Source organism: Pseudomonas paraglycinae (assembly GCF_021601625.1).
In the GTDB taxonomy this organism is placed as follows: domain Bacteria; phylum Pseudomonadota; class Gammaproteobacteria; order Pseudomonadales; family Pseudomonadaceae; genus Aquipseudomonas; species Aquipseudomonas paraglycinae.
Window position 1 is genome coordinate 15,776 of record NZ_BQHR01000014.1, and the last position, 17,429, is coordinate 33,204.

General features: G+C 60.1%; 9 protein-coding genes. 5 read left to right on the forward strand and 4 right to left on the reverse strand.

Going from position 1 to position 17,429, the window contains the following annotated elements:
- Positions 1–33: 33 nt before the first annotated feature.
- Positions 34–4,953, reverse strand: a complete 4,920-nt coding sequence (locus tag L6D82_RS20500; protein WP_309295560.1) for an NEL-type E3 ubiquitin ligase domain-containing protein — start codon at positions 4,951–4,953, stop codon at positions 34–36.
- Positions 4,954–5,236: 283 nt separating this feature from the next.
- Complete coding sequence (locus L6D82_RS20505) at positions 5,237–8,362, reverse strand: transglycosylase domain-containing protein (protein WP_236191357.1); 3,126 nt, start codon at positions 8,360–8,362, stop codon at positions 5,237–5,239.
- 432 nt (positions 8,363–8,794) lie between these two features.
- On the opposite strand from L6D82_RS20505, the gene L6D82_RS20510 reads away from it, so the two are divergent.
- Both L6D82_RS20510 and L6D82_RS20515 read left to right on the forward strand, forming a co-directional pair.
- Complete coding sequence (locus L6D82_RS20510; RefSeq protein ID WP_236191359.1) at positions 8,795–10,216, forward strand: amino acid permease; 1,422 nt, start codon at positions 8,795–8,797, stop codon at positions 10,214–10,216.
- Positions 10,217–10,387: 171 nt separating this feature from the next.
- Positions 10,388–11,893: a glucosyltransferase domain-containing protein gene (locus L6D82_RS20515; RefSeq protein WP_236191361.1), complete on the forward strand. Its 1,506-nt coding sequence runs from the start codon at positions 10,388–10,390 to the stop codon at positions 11,891–11,893.
- A gap of 11 nt (positions 11,894–11,904) precedes the next feature.
- On the opposite strand, the gene L6D82_RS20520 is transcribed toward L6D82_RS20515, so the two are convergent.
- Complete coding sequence (locus L6D82_RS20520) at positions 11,905–13,524, reverse strand: FMN-binding glutamate synthase family protein (RefSeq protein WP_236191364.1); 1,620 nt, start codon at positions 13,522–13,524, stop codon at positions 11,905–11,907.
- A 36-nt stretch (positions 13,525–13,560) separates the two neighbouring features.
- A complete protein-coding gene (locus L6D82_RS20525) occupies positions 13,561–14,361 on the reverse strand; it encodes a helix-turn-helix transcriptional regulator (protein WP_011335770.1) in 801 nt (266 codons plus the stop codon).
- Between the two features lie 125 nt (positions 14,362–14,486).
- On the opposite strand from L6D82_RS20525, the gene L6D82_RS20530 reads away from it, so the two are divergent.
- The 3 genes from L6D82_RS20530 to L6D82_RS20540 all read left to right on the forward strand — a co-directional run bounded on the left by L6D82_RS20530 (position 14,487) and on the right by L6D82_RS20540 (position 17,416).
- Positions 14,487–15,308, forward strand: coding sequence for a carbon-nitrogen hydrolase family protein (locus tag L6D82_RS20530; RefSeq protein WP_236191373.1), 822 nt, complete (start codon positions 14,487–14,489; stop codon positions 15,306–15,308).
- A 280-nt stretch (positions 15,309–15,588) separates the two neighbouring features.
- Positions 15,589–16,914 carry an APC family permease gene (locus L6D82_RS20535; protein WP_102687194.1) on the forward strand — a complete coding sequence of 442 codons (1,326 nt, stop codon included), beginning with the start codon at positions 15,589–15,591 and terminating at the stop codon, positions 16,912–16,914.
- A 76-nt stretch (positions 16,915–16,990) separates the two neighbouring features.
- Positions 16,991–17,416, forward strand: a complete 426-nt coding sequence (locus tag L6D82_RS20540) for an NUDIX hydrolase (RefSeq protein ID WP_085745285.1) — start codon at positions 16,991–16,993, stop codon at positions 17,414–17,416.
- Positions 17,417–17,429 lie beyond the last annotated feature (13 nt).

Consider the following 17,429-nt stretch of genomic DNA (forward strand, 5'->3'; position numbering starts at 1 on the left):
ATGCCCTGAAGGTTTACCTTCAGGGCACCGTACTCAGATCCCGGCCCGGCTCATGGCTTCGCGGGTGAGCTGTCGGCTCAACTGTTTTTCCTGGTAGCCGATGTCACGCAGCAATCGCTCATAGGTGGCATCGCTCATGGCTTGCCCGGTGAGCACTTCCTTGTGTGGCACCGACAGTTTGTCGGCCAGATCCGTGAGGTTCTTTTTGAGAACTGCACGTTGTGCCGACGGCAGGTCAGCCGCTTGCACCCACTGTGTCTGGGCTGTTCGCAAGTCATCCAGCCAGTCGAATTTTTCCAGGTGCACGCGCTTGTTGGATTCGATTTCGCCCGGCCAGTTGTCGCGCAGATAGCGTTCCCAGAACGGCTGTTCAATCATCTGGTTGACCAGTCCGTCGCCTGCCTCGCGTTCGAGCACGGTATCGCGAGCGGTGGTGATCGTCTGGTTATCGACGCTGGCGGTGGGGCGAAACATCATGTCTTCAGACTGCCAGGGCAAGTCGAGACTTTTCGCCAGTCCGGTTTCATAGGCCAGGTGCACTTCGACCTCATCGGGATTGCCACCGCGAGTGCGAATGTCGGCGCGGGCGATTTCGCCTACCTGATCAAGTCGCGATGCGCTTTTGGCCAGCGTCACCAGTTTGCGTTCAAGTTCGGCCCGGTTGGTCGAGTATGAGTAGGCTTCAGAGGCCAGTGTCTTGACCCCCATGTTGTTGAACAGCTGTGCGCCGGCGTCCGCGCAGCCTTCGGGATCCGTCGACATCAGGAACAGCTCTTCGCGCAATGGCGTGTCGATGTCCATGGCGCCGATCATCCGCCACACGCGGTCGGTCAGTTGATCATTGGCTTTGCCACCCGCTGTGTAGTCGGCCGAGTGGGTAAGATCTTCGATGATCGTGAAGAAACCGTCGGAATTCGGCTCCTCGGCGAGCTCGTGCCAGGCTTCGGGCCGATAGGTGCCAACGCCGGCCGTTTCATTGCGCAACGAGGTATCGACGAAAACGGGCCAGCGTTCCAGCAGGTCTTCCGCCGCCCGGGAATAAGTCATGCGCGAAGGGATGCCGACCGATGTCCTGTATTGCTCGTACCTGACACGCACCGCGTCAGAGAGTCTGTCGGCATAGACGCGGCTGCGGGCAATCAACCGTGCGCTGTCGGAGCCCAGCGGTACATTCGGGATGCGCTTGAGCGAGTTGGCGCCCAGATCAAGAAAAAAGCCGCGTGGCCGGGGCTTGTCGAACAAGCCCGATGGCCAGCCTTCGAGGCCGGTGTCGATCAGGCTCAGCACCTTGAGTCGGGGCATGCGCTCGACATTCGGCGCAATGCCCAGTGGATTGTGATCGAGCCTGAGGGTTTCCATGCGCGTCATGTTGCGCAGTTGTTCGGCGGTGCTCGGGGTCAGTTGAATCTGGTTGTCGTTAAGGCGCAGGGTCTCCAGTTGCTGCATCTGGCCGATGGTGTCCGGCAGAGAACTCAGCCCACAGTTTCTGGCACTTAATTGGCGGATATGCCGCAAGTCCTTCAGCAGACCATTCGGTCTGGTGGAGAACGTCGAGCCGTCCAGATTCACGGTCGTGATCTGTTCGAACCAGGATTTGAGTTCTTCCGGCAGTTGTCGCCACCAACGCTCGATATCCTTGGGCAGCCATTCGCTGGACAGGTCCAGCCGATAACCTTCCTGCATGCTGAGACTGCGCTCGCCGAATACTTCGGACTTGCGTTCGAAACACTCCAGCAGACGATCGGCGAGAAACTGTCCGCCGTTCCGTTGATAGTCCCAGTAAGTGCGCGGGATAGTGCTGTCCGGACTTTCAGGATCCCACTCGGTCAGATAGCGCTGACGCCAGGTTTCCAGTGTCTGCCTGAGCCGTTGAAGCTGCTGTTCCAGCAGTTTGATCTGTGAGTGGGGATCACCGTTCGCTTGCAGGGAACGGGTGAAGGCGAGTGCTTCGGCCTGATCGAAATGCGGATAGAGGTTTGCGACTTTCTCCTCTACGCTCAGTGCCGTTTTCGAGTGCCCCGGCCCGCGCAGCAGCAGCTCGGTTTGCAGAGGAACCCGAGGGCGGATGGGCGGCCGTGCGAGCAATGTCCTTCGTTCGGCAGGACGTTCGCTCATGACTTGCACCCACTGTTTGAGCGATTGCCCCTGGCCGAGGCGGTAGCCCAACGCGGCCCGCTTGTCGGCGGGCACGGCCAGCAGAATGGCTTCATACAGATCTGCAGGCGGATGCAGACTGTTGTCCCGGTCATCGCGCACTTCATAGCGGCCACGCTGATCCCTGATCAGTACACGCACGGTACTGGCCTTTTCGTTGCCGACACTGCAGCGAAGCGCGCCGTCATGAAAAAGCTCACGTACTTCAATGCGCAGATCAGCGAAGGCATCGGTGCGTTGCCTCAGAGCGCCAAGAATCAATCGCTCGGTATCGGGCAACCGCAATGCCGGCTCATACAATCCTTCAGTGGCACGCGCCGCGCTGACTTCAAAAGCACTTTCCCGGGCCTGGTCTTTCAGGCGCAGCGGGATACGTCGTTCTTCGCGGATGATGGTCTGCTCGGCCGGTGTCGCGTCCTTCAGCAGCGCCTCGGCAACCCGGGACGGCAGCTGTGGAAACTGTTGTTGCAGCAAGTGAACCTGGGCATCGCCAAGGTGATCATTGGCTTGATATTGATAGTTGAAAATTTCCGGGGTGCGCGTCTCCACTGCATCCGCCAGTTGGTTGCGCAGTGTCTGAGCCCGTTGCGCTCTGGGGTAGCTGCCGCCGAGCAACGACCGCATCTCGGCGTCGTCGAGAAAATCCGTCAGCCGCTCCGGCAGCCTGCCAGCCAACAGGTCAGGCATGCCAATGCTCAGCGTCTGTCCGGCTGTCGCTTGCGGGTTGCCGTACAGGTGAAAATTTCCGTTCGAGTCAGCGCTTTCAAAAACCTTCAACGCTTTGTCGGCAGGCCAGCCTGGCATGTCCGGGACCATTCGGCTGAACCAATAGGCGGTCGGGGCCAGTGGTTGTCCGGAGCGAATCAACTGGCCGACGTTGCGGGTTTCGTCCCACGTCCGAAAACGAGTCAGGGTATCGGCCAGCAGTGCCGGTGGCGGCGCGTTGTCCATATACATCCGGCGCAGTGATTCTGGCGAGGTGCCGCTGATGCTGCGCAGGTGTTCCAGTTCGGTGTCGCTGTAGCCGTCCACGCTGTGACCCAACCGGCGCATCAGAATCGAACCGTCCCAGTCCTGTGGTTTTTCCCCCTCGTGTACCCACGCGCCCTGTTCGTTGTGGCGCAATTGTGGTGCGTACGCCTGCGGGCGAGTGGGATGCTGGACGCGATGGCGGCCGTTGCTGCGATCGAATTTCACTGCGTAATGCCGACCGTCGAGAGGCAGCAAGGTTTTGCCCGCAAATCGATACAGCCCGGATGCAGAAGGTTTCGCTGCCGGCGGTGGAACCGTGTCTGTTTGCGCGTATGGCGTGAGGTCGGTGTGCCACAAGCGGATTTTTTCGTCGTGTCCCGTCACCGGTTTCATGCCTTCGACCAGTGGCGAGAGTTTCAGAATTTTTTTGGCGGCCAGGCCCCCGACGACAAATGCCGCCAGTTGCACCACATCGATGACGATACCTACGACATGCTCCGCCGCTTCGACCCAGTTTCTGTAACCAAGATCCACTGCGCTTTCGATGACTTCTTTGGTCAACTGGAACGCCGTGTAGACCAGCATCGCAACGCCCAGATACGGCACGAACGGCATCAAGACGAACAACGACACGTTGAGAATGTCGCCGGCAATCTTCAGGACATTCTCCCACCAGGCCCAGCGTGCCTTGTCGTCGGCGTCGGCGGTCGCCACTGCAATCACGCGTGCGTCGTTGAGAATCTTGTTGAGTCGCTGCTCGAAGAGGTACTTCCACAGCGGCGAGCGGATCGGCGGTGCGCTGAATTGCAGTTGCGGTTTCTCCACCGGTGTTTCCCGCCATGATGGACGCGAATCGCCCGCTTCTTGCGGATACCATTTCACGTAGCTCAGACGTTGTTCGAGCCCGGCAAAAAAATGCCCACGCTGTTCATGATCGACAAACTGGCTGAAAAACTGCCGGTAGCTGAGCCCGGAGGAGGGTGACGTCGCATTGGCCCGAAGTTGCCGGGTCAGCTCTTGCATGAAGTCCAGGGTCGAGGCGTATTCCTTGAGCGGGTGCTCCGGGTCGTGGGGAACATAGGCAATCATTTTCGGAGAGTGAGGCGCCTGTTCCGGATCCGGCCGAATGATCAGGATGCCGGTGAAAGTCAGATCCATCATGCCCAGGTCGCAAACCAGCATCGGCTGGCCGTCCAGTGTCAGAGTCTGACGGCCAAGCAACACTTCGCGGATCAGCGCATGGGCACTGTGACCGATGTCCTTTTTGAGCCGCGCCATCTGCGCAGCGGCCTTGAGCGTCGCTTTTTGGCTTTGCTCGACCCGTGTGCGCAGGTACGTTTCTGCTACCGGTTCCTTGTCCAGCAGGACTGTTTCGAGATGGCGCCTGTAGCGCGCACCAAGGTCCAGTTCCCGGCACAACGTCTGAAACTGACTCACGCTGATTGTCCGGTTGATCGGCGAGGAGTCGAACAAGTCGCGTGCGACGTCGGTTTTGGTAATGAAAGTCGAATAGTTTTGATAGTGCTCGTCGTGTGCGAAGTTATGCAATGCCGCATCAAGCATCGAAACCGTTCTGGCTTTGGAGGCTTTGTTGAAGTTATGGACGTACCAGGGCGTTTGAGCCGAAGCGTATAGCCTCAGATAAGTATTCTTGACGTCGACATCGATCTGGAACTGTTCGAGCAGCCTGGCCTTGAGCAAGGGCTCGGCGAAAGCGTAGACATCCTGAAGACGCCCGAGCAGGCGGTCGATTCGGTTCTGTGCACCCCACGCCCGACGGTTATCGGCCGACATGCGTTCCAGCTCGCCGGCCGACGCATCGGTCATCCAGGATTCAAGCTGGAGGGGCGTATTGCCTAGCGCATGGGCACGGTGTAACTGCATATCGCTGAAGACCGGATCGATACGCGATTTAATTAAGTCGTAATGTTGCCCTTTATATGTGGATGTTGCAGTCATTGTGCAGGCCTTGAATAAGTAAAGAATTCTCAGCCTAACGTCCAATGAGCGGATTAATTAGTTTAAAAGCCTGTTGCCGAAGTGTCGGGTTAATGTCTGATTTATTGAATATTGGAATGCATAAAACACATAACTATTACCCTTCACAGGTTCAGTTAGTGGTCGATGCCACAGTCGCTGTTTGCGGCGCCAGACACTGCGAATCACTGCCCGGTTGCAGATATGGCATCAGAATCGGTGCCATCCCCTTGAGAACCTGCACCGGCAGGGCAGAAGTGAACTTGAAGTTCTCCGCCGAGCGCCCCGGCACGAACGCGGTGAGCGTGCCGAAATGGTGGTCACCGATGTAAAACACGAAGGTGGCCGTACGGTTGATCGATTTCGAGCTGAGAATCCGCCCGCCGGAGCCGATCGCTTCGATCCGGTTGTCGCCGGTGCCGGTCTTGCCGCCCATGACCAACGGTGTTCCATCGTTCAATTTGAAACTGCCGGAAACACGTTTGGCGGTCCCCGAGTCCACCACTTGCGACAACGCTTCGCGCATTGCCGTGGCGACTTCGGACGGCATCACCCGTTTGCCGACGTGAGGGTCATTGACCAGTTTCGTTTCGTAAGGCGTGCCGGCGGCAAAGTGCAGGCTGTCGATGCGCAGGGTCGGCATACGCACGCCGTCGTTGAGAATGGTGCCGATCAGCTCGGCCAGCGCAGCGGGGCGGTCGCCGGAGCTGCCGATGGCGGTGGCCAGCGACGGCACCAAGTGATCGAACGGATAGCCGACTTTCTGCCAGCGCTGATGGATCTCGAGGAACGCTTCGATCTCCAGCATCGTGCGGATCCGGCTGTCACGGGCGCCCTTGTGCTTGCTCTTGAACAGCCAGCTGTAGACTTCCTGACGCTCGAACTGGCTGGCCTTGACGATGTCCTTGAAGGTCGCGTCGGGATGGTTGAGCAGGTAGCCGATCATCCACAGGTCCAGTGGGTGAACCTTGGCGATGAAACCCTGATCCGGCAGGTCGTAGGTGCCGGGACCGTAGGCCAGGTAGAGCCGTTCCAGGCGTTCGTCGGTGAGTTTTTCGGTGATCTTCACGCCCTTGAGGTGCGAGCGCACAAAGGTGTTGAAGTCTTCCTGGCTGGCGTTGGGCAGCAGGTAACGGTGCACGGCGGCCATGCGGATCGGCGTCGGGCGCATGCTGTCGAGGAAGGTGTCGAGCCGGGCCTGGGTGTCCTTGTTGCGGTACTTCTTCCAGAACTTGAGCAGGAACGAAGTACCTTCGCGGTCGGCGAACGAGGCGAGGTATTCCTGACGGCGCGGGTCGCGATCGTCCTTGAGCAGCTCGGCGCTGTTATTGGGACCTGAGTAGGTGGTGTAGCGCACCAGATCGCGCATCAGGCGAATGAACGGCAGGTTGATCGACTCACGCAGGGCATCGCGCAGGGTCGGCAGGCGGCCGTTGTCTTCCTTGCGAAAGTTATGGAACACGTGCAGGCCGCCACCGGTGAAAAACGCTTCACCTGGGCTGGCCGAGTATTTGCGGTCGAGGGCGGCGCCGAGCATTTTCGACAGGTCGTGATCCTTGTTCTGGATCAGGTAATCGATCACCCACTGGCTCAGGCGATCCTGATCCGGCACCTCGACTTTCTTCAGTTCCGGCACGGTCATGGCGCCGTATTTGTCATGCAGCTCCGCGATGATTTGCAGGTAGGTGGTCAGCACTCGCATCTTGGCCGTGGAGCCCAGTTCCAGTTTGCTGCCTTCGTTGATGTCGAACGGCTGGTCGGTGCTGTCGGTCTGCACCCGCACACGTGAACCGTCCGGGGTCAGTTCGAACAGGGTGAAGCTGTAACGCACCTGAGTAGTGCTGGTGGGTGTCAGCAGGCGTTCGCCCATCAGGCCGACTTCGGTGGCGTAGGCCGGGTCGGCGAGTTTTTTCAGGTAGGCGGTGGCCTGAGTTTGCAGCTCGCCTTGCAAGGTGCTGGTAGCAGACAGATCAAGACGGTCGAGGTCGTACAGCGGACGGTTGAGCATCGATGCCAACCGGCTGCGGGCGACACTGATGCCCTTGTTGGTTTCGATCGGTTGAATCGTCGGCTGGGTCTGCCAGTCGCGATAGCTGATGGTGCTGGCCAGCGCAGCATCGGCCAGGGCAGCGTCGATCACGCCGTTCTGTTTGAGCAGGCGCAAGTGGCTGTTGGTCAGTTCGACCAGTTCTTCACGGCCCTTGGTCAGGTAATGCGAAGGACGGCGCTGGGCGATCATCAGCGAGAGCATTTCGCGCAGGGCCAGACCTTTTTCCGCCATGGACTGCGGATCGGTCGCTGAGCTGGATAGTTTGCGGTTGGCCTCGTTGAAATCGGCGCCATACCAGACCCGCAGACCCTCGGCCATGCCGTGCACTTCGCCATGCCCCGGCACTGCCGACAGCGGCACGCTGTTCAGGTAATCGCGAATGATGTTCTGTCGCGCCGGCAAGGTGTCCGGGCCGCCCTGATAGGCGCGCACGCTGGCGGAAATCATCTGGCGGATCTTCTCCGCACCGGACACCGTCAGGCCATCGGGCGAATGGCGGTATTTCTCAAGCTGGGTGGCCAGAGTACTGCCACCGGCCGACTGCCCCGGCAAGTGCAGCAACTTGGCAACTTGCGACCACGCGGCCATGCCGAAGCGCGGCCAGTCCACCGCCGGGTTTGCCATCGGTTGCTTTGGGTCGAGCAGAAAGCGGTTTTCGATGAACAGCAGGCTGTTGACCACCACCGGCGGGATCGAATCGAAACTCGCGTACAGCTGCTGCGGATAGTTGTACTGATACAGCGGCGCGGCGCGGCAATCGGTGATCGACAGGCCAGCCTGGATCTTTTCGGAATAGGGCACGAACAGGCCCTTGTCGGTGTAGTTGAGCAGGGCCGGAGAGAAGCGCGTCTGCTCGGTGATCACATAGTTGCGCTTGATCAGCCGTGGCAGGAATTCGTCCAGCGAGCTGTAGCCCAGACGCAGGTCGAACGGTCCGTTGCCCGGATAACGGATCGCTTCGCTGGGTCCCGGTTGCAATTCGTATTTGAGTTTGGCGGCGTACTGGCTGACCTCGCGGGACTGAAAACGCGAGGTGCGCATTTCCTTCATCGCGGCCAGGCCCACGACAATCGCGATGATCACCACCAGGAGCCAGAAAGCCTTCCACCCATGCCGGTTACGACGGGGTTTTTCAGGTACAGGCGCTTCATCCACACGTTCAGTCGGAACCACTTTTTCACTCGAATCGGTTTGCCACAAAGCGCCCATAGTCGATTGATCCATTCACGCAGATTGATCGGACTTGTCTGAAGCTTAGTCGGTGGTTGGCGTCGGTGAAAAAATTGTGAAGAACGGTGGCCGGCGTCATCTGAACAAATCTTCAAACCCGGTTGCGGCATGACGTTGCACCATTGCTGTGCAATACTCGGCGCCCATTTGCGCGGTGAATAATCCTCGAAATGCAGGATGGTTTGTCTCGTAAACCTGTGAATCGACGAGGTTTACGTCTGAATCAGATGCCTTATAGAGTGAAAAAACCTGTCGCAAGCTTTTTATACTGCACGCCCCGCTGATCCCGCAGGTTGCTTCTGCGGGACGGTCCTGCCCACGAAGCAGGGCCGGTTTTACCCAGGCGCAGGCTTATCGGCCGGCGCTTGAACACTCGGTGGTCACATCCAATAACAAGACGAGGAAGTCCCCATGCCAGTCGGCAATCACCCGCCCCATGGCGAAACCGCTCAAGGCGGTCCGCTCAAACGCGAACTCGGTGAACGGCATATTCGCCTGATGGCGCTCGGCGCCTGCATCGGTGTCGGTCTGTTTCTCGGTTCGGCCAAGGCCATCGAAATGGCCGGCCCGGCGATCATGCTCTCGTACATCATCGGCGGTCTGGCGATCCTGGTGATCATGCGCGCCCTCGGCGAAATGGCCGTACACAACCCGGTCGCCGGCTCCTTCAGCCGTTACGCACAGGATTATCTCGGCCCGCTGGCGGGCTTTCTCACCGGCTGGAACTACTGGTTCCTGTGGCTGGTGACCTGCGTCGCCGAAATCACCGCGGTGGCGGTCTACATGGGCATCTGGTTCCCCGATGTCCCGCGCTGGATCTGGGCGCTGGCGGCGCTGGTCAGCATGGGCTCGATCAACCTGATCGCGGTGAAGGCCTTCGGTGAATTCGAGTTCTGGTTCGCCCTGATCAAGATCGTCACCATCATTGCCATGGTGCTTGGCGGCATCGGCATCATTGCCTTCGGTTTCGGTAACGATGGTGTGGCGCTGGGGATTTCCAATCTTTGGGCCCGCGGCGGCTTCATGCCCAACGGCGTGACGGGCGTGCTGATGTCCCTGCAAATGGTGATGTTCGCCTACCTCGGTGTGGAAATGATCGGCCTGACCGCCGGTGAAGCGAAGAACCCGCAGAAGACCATCCCGAATGCGATCGGCTCGGTGTTCTGGCGGATCCTGCTGTTCTACGTCGGTGCGCTGTTCGTGATCCTGTCGATCTACCCGTGGAATGAAATCGGCACCCAGGGCAGCCCGTTCGTGATGACCTTTGAACGTCTGGGCATCAAGACCGCCGCCGGCATCATCAACTTCGTGGTGATTACCGCAGCGCTGTCGTCGTGCAATGGCGGCATCTTCAGCACCGGACGCATGCTCTACAGCCTGGCGCAGAACGGCCAGGCGCCGGCCGGTTTCGCTCGCACCTCGAGCAACGGTGTACCGCGTCGCGCATTGCTGCTGTCGATCTTCGCGCTGCTGCTGGGCGTGCTGCTCAACTATCTGGTTCCGGAAAAAGTCTTCGTCTGGGTGACCTCGATTGCCACCTTCGGCGCGATCTGGACCTGGGTGATGATCCTGCTGGCCCAGCTGAAATTCCGCAAAGGCCTGAGCGCCACTGAACGGGCCGGCCTGAAGTACAAGATGTGGCTGTTCCCGATCAGCTCGTATCTGGCGCTGGCGTTCCTGGTGCTGGTAGTCGGTCTGATGGCGTACTTCCCGGACACTCGCGTGGCACTTTATGTAGGTCCGGCGTTCCTGGTGCTGCTGACCGTTTTGTTCTACGTGTTCAAGCTGCAACCGAACGATGCGTCCCAGGGCGCGGTGCGTTCGGCTTCGTAATTCGTTGTTGCTGAAACTCGAAAGCCCCGGTCGAAAGTCCGGGGCTTTTTCGTGGGTGCGAGGTTGATGCCGCTGGTCTGAAAACGCCGCAAAAAACGACTTCTGATCCAGAGTCATGTTCGAAGGTTTAGCTACGTTGTTTCCAGCGCAGCCGTGAACAGAGGCGCAGGTATGAGGATGAGCGATTTTCTCGTACGAGAACTCGGCCGCCGTCAGGTCGTGCTGTTCTTCCTGCTCGCCACGCTGCTGTACATCCTGCCGCTGATTCTTGCCGACTTCCCCTACATCGACGATAACTGGCGCACGCTGGCCGCCGGCAACGCTTGGGCCGGGCAGGGGCGGTTGTTCATGGACTGGTTGTATCAGGCGCTGACCTTCACCGACGCTGCGCCGAATATTTTTCCTCTGCCGCTGTTGCTTGCCGCCGTAGCGATGTCGTTCGCTTTGACCCGGCTGACCTTCCACTATTTTCCCGAACCGACGCTGGCCTGTTGTCTGGTGCCGTTGCCGCTCTGGTACAACCCGTTTCTGTTGCAGAACCTGTCCTATCAATACGACGGGGCCGGCATGGCCCTGAGTCTGGTCGCGGTGATTTACGCGATCACGTTTTGCGGCGCTTCGCGCATTCAGCGATGGCTGGTGCCGTCGGCGTTGCTGGCGCTGGCGATCGGGTTGTATCAGATCAGCCTCAATGTGTTTCTCGGGCTGTGTTGCCTTGAATTGCTCAGAGATGTTCACCAGCGAATACCGTGGTCGGAGCTCTGGCGCCGGTCAGGCTGGAGGCTGGCGCAGCTGCTGCTGGCGGTGTCGATCTACAGCGTCACGGCCTATCCGTTCACGGACCACGGGCGCACGCAGTTGCTGAATGCGAGCGCTGATCCGTTGCTGCAGATCGGCATCAATATCGGTCGGGTGATAGAGAAAGTTGCGCTGCTGTTTCACGGCGGCTACACGGCGATTTTTATTGTGCTGGTGCTGTGCGCCGTGTTCGGCGCCGTGCAGTTGGGGCGGCAGATTCGCGAGCGCAACCTGTCGCGCGCCCAGGCTTTGCTTCTGAGCCTCAGCTGTCTGCTGACATTGCCAGTGGTTGTTTTGCTGGTGCCAGGCATGACGCTGCTGTTTCGCGACTTCAACGAAGGCGCGCGCACCCTGATGGGGTTCGGCGTGCTGCTGATGTTGCTGTTCTATCTGGCCTGGCTGGGGTTGATGCCGCTGCATCAACGGTTGCCTTTGGTGTTGGCGATTCCGCTTCTGGCCACGCTGTCGCTGTCCTTCGCTTATGGCCGGGTGCTGACGATGGAGAAAACCTTCGCCAGCAGTGCGCTCTACAGCCTGAGCCACGACATTTCATCTCATCGCGAGCTGCGCGAAGCCAAACGGATATATATCTCGGTGACGTACTCCGATCGCTGGCTGGCGGGAACGGTGGGTACGTTCAAACAGTTGCCGGTGCTGCACTATCTGCTGAACATCGATTACTTCATGCTCGCCGAAAACCTGCCCTCGGCCGGCATCACCAACGTGGTCGCCGAGCGCGAACGGCGCAACGCGACCCACGTCGGTCTGATGGGCTATCCACCTTTGGTGGACAGCCTCTATTACCGCCTCTACCTGATTGGCGACTACGGCTTCATCGTGATGAAGGAACCGCCCCACGGCCGCTTACTGCAATGGTGACCGTTCAGAGTCTAGGCCGCCGCGATTTCCTGCGGTTCGAAACTGTCCGCCCGCGCCATCTGCCACATCCGCGAATAGAACTCGCCGTTCACTTCCCCGGTGAGCAATTCCCCTGGCTTCAGGAACACGTGCAACTGCGAGAACAGTTTGATTTCGGTCGCCGACATGCGCCGCACCAGATGCTTGGCCGACAGTTGCGACGGATGATCGAGTCCGGCGGCGGCGAGCATTTCCGCCAGGGCCTTGAGCGTATTGCGGTGGAAGTTGTAGACCCGCTGGGCTTTGTCCGGCACCACCAGCGCGCGCTGGCGCAGGGTGTCCTGGGTGGCGACGCCGGTCGGGCATTTGTTAGTGTGGCAGCTTTGTGACTGGATGCAGCCGATGGCGAACATGAAGCCGCGCGCCGAGTTGGCCCAGTCGGCGCCGATGGCTAGCACGCTGGCGATGTCGAAGGCACTGACGATCTTGCCACTGGCGCCAAGCTTGATCTTGTCGCGCAGGTTCAGGCCCACCAGAGTGTTGTGCACGAACAGCAGGCCTTCGCGCATCGGCACGCCGATGTGGTCGGTGAACTCCACCGGCGCGGCGCCGGTGCCGCCTTCCTTGCCATCGACCACGATGAAGTCCGGCAGGATGCCGGTTTCCAGCATGGCCTTGGCGATGCCCATGAACTCCCATGGATGGCCGAGGCAGAACTTGAAGCCCACCGGTTTGCCGCCGGACAGTTCCCGCAGTTGCTGGATGAAATGCATCATCTCGATCGGCGTGGAGAACGCGCTGTGGCGCGACGGCGAGATGCAGTCTTCGCCCATCAGGATGCCGCGGGTGTCGGCGATTTCCTGGGTGACCTTGTGCTTGGGCAGAATCCCGCCGTGGCCGGGTTTGGCGCCCTGGCTCATCTTGATTTCGATCATCCGCACTTGCGGGGTCTGCGCCTGGGCGGCGAAACGTTCCGGGTCGAAACGGCCGTCGCTGGTGCGGCAGCCGAAGTAGCCGCTGCCCAGCTCCCAGGTCAGGTCGCCGCCGTGTTCGCGGTGATAGGGGCTGATGCTGCCTTCGCCGGTGTCGTGGGCGAAGTTGCCGAGTTTGGCACCCTGGTTCAGCGCGCGGATCGCGTTGGCGCTGAGCGAGCCAAAGCTCATGGCCGAGATGTTGAACACCGACGCCGAGTACGGCTGGGTGCATTGCGGGCCGCCTACAGTGACGCGAAAGCTGTTCGGGTCGCTCAACGGCGCCGGGCGCATCGAGTGGCCGATGAATTCGAAGCCGGATTGATAGACGTCGATCAGGGTGCCGAACGGCTTGTCGGCGGTTTCATTCTTGGCCCGCGAGTACACCAGCGAACGCTGGGCGCGGGAGAAAGGCAGGGCGTCGCTGTCGGATTCCAGCAGGTACTGGCGGATTTCCGGGCGGATGCCTTCGACCAGATAGCGGATGTTGCCGAGGATCGGATAATTGCGGCGCACCGCGTGCGGGCTCTGCATCAGGTCGAACACACCTATCAGGCTCAATACGCCGGTGACGGCGGTGATCGGCCACAGCCAGTCGTGTTCGAGAAAGGGCAGGCTGGCGAGGGTGAAAATCACGCAGACGGCAAAGAAGGCGTAGCGGCTCAGGAGTGACAGGCTCATACGGTTTCCTTGGTTCGGACGGTTTTTTTGCAGCAGTCAGGCGTTTTGCGCCTGCAGAAAGATCGAAAACAGCTCCGACTGGGATTTGATCCCCAGCTTGCTGTACATGTGTTTCTTATGGACTTTCACGGTTTCAACAGAGATTTCCAGCTTACGGGCGATTTCTTTACTGGAGCAACCGCTGAGCATCAGGCGCCCGACGTCCAGTTCCCGGGCGGTCAATTGCGCGCCCTTGAGTTGCTGCACCGACGCTTCGAGCTGTACCCGCCAGTCCGGTTGCGCAGGCGCCGGGGCCAATGCCACGGTTTCGTTGATTTCATAGGGCAGGCGCTGGCGCAACAGGCCGAGCACCCACGGCTGGATCAGCGACAGCAGGGCAATCTGCTCGCCGGTGAAGCGTTGCTGGCTGCCCAGCGACAGGCACAACGTGCGGTCGCCTTCGAGTTGGCAATTGAACTGGATTTCGTCGGCCACCACATTCAGACGAAAGTATCGCTGGTAATACTCGGTCAGTTCGAAGTGTTCCGGCGCCACCTCAGACAGGCGATACAAACCGGTGCGCGACTGCTCGCGGCAGGCGATGTAGAACGGGTCGAGCAGATAAAGACCGCGCAGATAATCCTGAAACAGCTGATCGGGACTTCCATCCGCGCCGGGGCATTCGGCGAACACCTGCGGATGGCGGTCGGCGCTGAACAGCAGCGCCACCCAGCTATCGAACGGCACGTACTGGTCGAGCAGGCGCACCAGTTGCGCCCAGAAGTTCGGCTTGTCGAGGGCGTCGATCAACTGCCCGACGGCACGGTGCCAGGTGATGTCGTCAAACGAAAGAGTCATGCCTCTACCCCTATCGGGTTACCCCGGCCGCGTAATTCCCTGGCCGGTCGAATGCGAAGCATACTGGCCCACAGACAGCCGCCGGGCAATCTTTCGGCGCCCGGCGCTCATAACAAGGACTCCCCATGAAAGTCGAACTCGCCCAGCTGGCGGGCCGTGACAAAGACACGGCGTACAACCTCGAACGCGCCCTCGCGGCGATGGCGGCCTGCGCCGTCGACACGCAATTGATCGTGTTCCCCGAGACCCACCTGATGGGCTTCCCGACCGCCGACACCGTGGCGCAGATCGCCGAACCGCTGGACGGCCCTACCGTCAGCGCCGTGCAGGCCGCCGCCCGTGAACGCAACCTCGCCGTGGTGATCGGCATGGCCGAGAACGACAACGGCCGCTTCTACAACACCACGCTGCTGATTACCCCCGAACGCATCGCCCTGAAATACCGCAAGACCCATCTCTGGGCCTCGGATCGCGGTGTGTTCGAGGCCGGTGACCGTTACGCCACCTGCCTGTGGAACGGCGTGCGGGTCGGTCTGCTGATCTGCTACGACATCGAGTTCCCGGAATCGGCCCGGGCCCTGGCGCAACTGGGCGCCGAATTGCTGATCGTGACCAACGGCAACATGGACCCATACGGTCCGACCCACCGTACCGCGATCATGGCCCGGGCTCAGGAAAACCAGGCGTTTGCGCTGATGGTCAATCGGGTGGAAGCCGGGGATGACGGGTTGATGTTTGCCGGCGGCAGTGCGCTGGTGGACCCGCTGGGCACGGTGCTGTTCGAGGCCGGGCGTGAGGAAGGGCAGTTCAGTGTCGAGCTGGATTTCGCTCAGCTGGAGCTGGCGCGCAAGGATTATCGGTATCTGGATGATCAGCGGTTGAGGTTGCTGGGAGAGGTGGTGGTGCGGGACTGTGGCGTTCGGGAGCTTTTGATTCCTGCCCGTTGAACCGCTGCCCTCACCCTAACCCTCTCCCGGAGGGAGAGGGGACTGACCGAGGTGCTCGCTCAAGTTACGTCGACCTGAAATTCCGAGTGAACTCAGGTCTTGAAAAGCATGGAGATCGGCTCCCTTTCCCCCTCGCCCCCTTGGGGGCGGTCCGACGTTTCGGGAGGGCTGGGGTGAGGGGGTAAGGATCTCCAGTCGAACAAAAAAACAAGCAACACCCGAAACATTCGCCGAACTCGGCCTCTGCCATAAATCCAATAAAATCCGGAGTAAGTCGCCCATGGCTCGTTTGCAACGCACCCTTTCACTAGGGTCGGTGGTGCTGTTCGGCATCGCCTACATGACGCCGATCATTGTTCTCGGCACGTTCGGCATCCTCGCCCAGTCCACCGCCGGCATGGTGCCCGCCGCGTATCTGGCGGCGCTGGTGGCGATGTTCTTCACCGCCATGAGTTATGGCCGAATGGCCGCCGCGTTCCCGGTGGCCGGCTCGGCCTACAGCTACGTGCGCAAGGCCATCAGCCCGAAACTCGGCTTCATCGCCGGTTGGGCGGTGCTGCTCGATTATCTGTTTCTGCCGATGGCGATCTGGCTGATCGGCGCCGCGTACCTGGCTTCGGCGTTCCCGTCGATCCCGCAGTGGGTCTGGGTACTGGCATTCATCGGCATCACCAGCGCGATCAACATCATCGGTCTGAAACTGGCCAACGGCATCAACGCCTTGCTGATGCTGGTGCAGTTCCTGGTGCTGATCGCCTTCGTCGCGCTGTGCGTGCATTACGTTGGCGGCGATGCCAGCACGCCGCTGTGGTCGATCAAACCGTTCTTCAACGGCGACATGCAGATGCCGCTGATCATGAGCGGCGCCGCCATCGCCTGCTACTCGTTCCTCGGTTTCGATGCGGTCAGCACGCTCACCGAAGAAACCCGCGATCCACGTCGCACCATCCCTCGGGCAATCATGTTGATCACCCTGATCGGTGGGCTGATTTTTGTCGGCGTCTCGTACTTCGTGCAGATCGCCCACCCCTCGTTCCAGTTCGACAGCGTCGACTCGGCGGCCTACGAAATTGCACGCAACATCGGCGGAGATCTGTTCGTGTCGATCTTCCTGATCGGCCTGATCGTCGGTCAGTTCGCCTCGGGCCTGTCGGCGCAGGCCAGCGGTTCGCGGCTGCTGTTTGCGATGGGCCGTGACGGTGTTCTGCCCAAGTCATTCTTCGGCACCTTGCACGAGCGCTTCGGCACCCCGGTCAACAGCATCCTGCTGTGTGCGGTGGTGGCCTTGCTGGCGCTGAAACTCGACGTGACCACCTCGACCTCGTTCATCAACTTCGGCGCGTTCCTGGCGTTCAGCCTGGTCAACCTGTCGGTGATTTTTCACTATTGGATCGGCGGCGAGAAAAAAGGCCTGCGCGAGTTGATCCTGTTCCTGATCTTTCCGTTCATCGGCCTGGCGGCGGACTTGTGGCTGATGGTCAGCCTCGATCACCTGGCGGTGTATCTGGGCCTGAGCTGGCTGGCGATTGGCGTGGTGTACCTGGCGGTGCTCACGGGTGGTTTCCGCCGGCAGCCGCCGGAGATGGATTTCCAGGAAGCGGCCTGAGGTTCCGGCCGAGTCTTTGCTCATGAACGGCGGGCGTGTGATGCTTGCCGTTTTTTGAGTCAAAGGCTTTCCGTTCATGTCGACCACAAATAATTCCATCATTCGCATTGCTGCCGCATTGCTGCTCAACCCCGACGGCCAGACCCTGCTGGTGCGCAAGCGCGGCACTACGGCGTTCATGCAACCGGGCGGCAAGATCGAACCTCATGAACTGCCGGTGCATGCATTGGCCCGTGAGCTGGAAGAAGAACTGGGACTGGTGATCGATCCGGCGCAGGCGAGCTTTCTCGGCCAGTTCTCGGCGCCCGCCGCCAACGAGCCGGGATTCGTCGTGCAGGCCGAGATCTTTCAGTTGACCATCGATGCTCAAGTGTTGCCGGCTGCCGAGATCGAAGAGGTGATCTGGATCGACCCGGCCACCGACGGCAATGTAATTCTCGCCCCATTGACACGTGACCTGATCCTGCCGTTTTATCGAGCCTCGCTGACCGCGATCGCCTGATCATTCGTGTAAA

Excerpts from the sequence above, each read along its gene's own strand:
- L6D82_RS20530 (WP_236191373.1), top strand. The coding sequence starts at position 14,487 with ATGAAAGTCGAACTCGCCCAGCTGGCGGGCCGTGACAAAGACACGGCG.
- L6D82_RS20525 (WP_011335770.1), bottom strand. The coding sequence starts at position 14,361 with ATGACTCTTTCGTTTGACGACATCACCTGGCACCGTGCCGTCGGGCAG.
- L6D82_RS20535 (WP_102687194.1), top strand. The coding sequence starts at position 15,589 with ATGGCTCGTTTGCAACGCACCCTTTCACTAGGGTCGGTGGTGCTGTTC.
- L6D82_RS20515 (WP_236191361.1), top strand. The coding sequence starts at position 10,388 with ATGAGGATGAGCGATTTTCTCGTACGAGAACTCGGCCGCCGTCAGGTC.
- L6D82_RS20500 (WP_309295560.1), bottom strand. The coding sequence starts at position 4,953 with ATGACCGATGCGTCGGCCGGCGAGCTGGAACGCATGTCGGCCGATAAC.
- L6D82_RS20505 (WP_236191357.1), bottom strand. The coding sequence starts at position 8,362 with ATGGGCGCTTTGTGGCAAACCGATTCGAGTGAAAAAGTGGTTCCGACT.
- L6D82_RS20520 (WP_236191364.1), bottom strand. The coding sequence starts at position 13,524 with ATGAGCCTGTCACTCCTGAGCCGCTACGCCTTCTTTGCCGTCTGCGTG.
- L6D82_RS20540 (WP_085745285.1), top strand. The coding sequence starts at position 16,991 with ATGTCGACCACAAATAATTCCATCATTCGCATTGCTGCCGCATTGCTG.
- L6D82_RS20510 (WP_236191359.1), top strand. The coding sequence starts at position 8,795 with ATGCCAGTCGGCAATCACCCGCCCCATGGCGAAACCGCTCAAGGCGGT.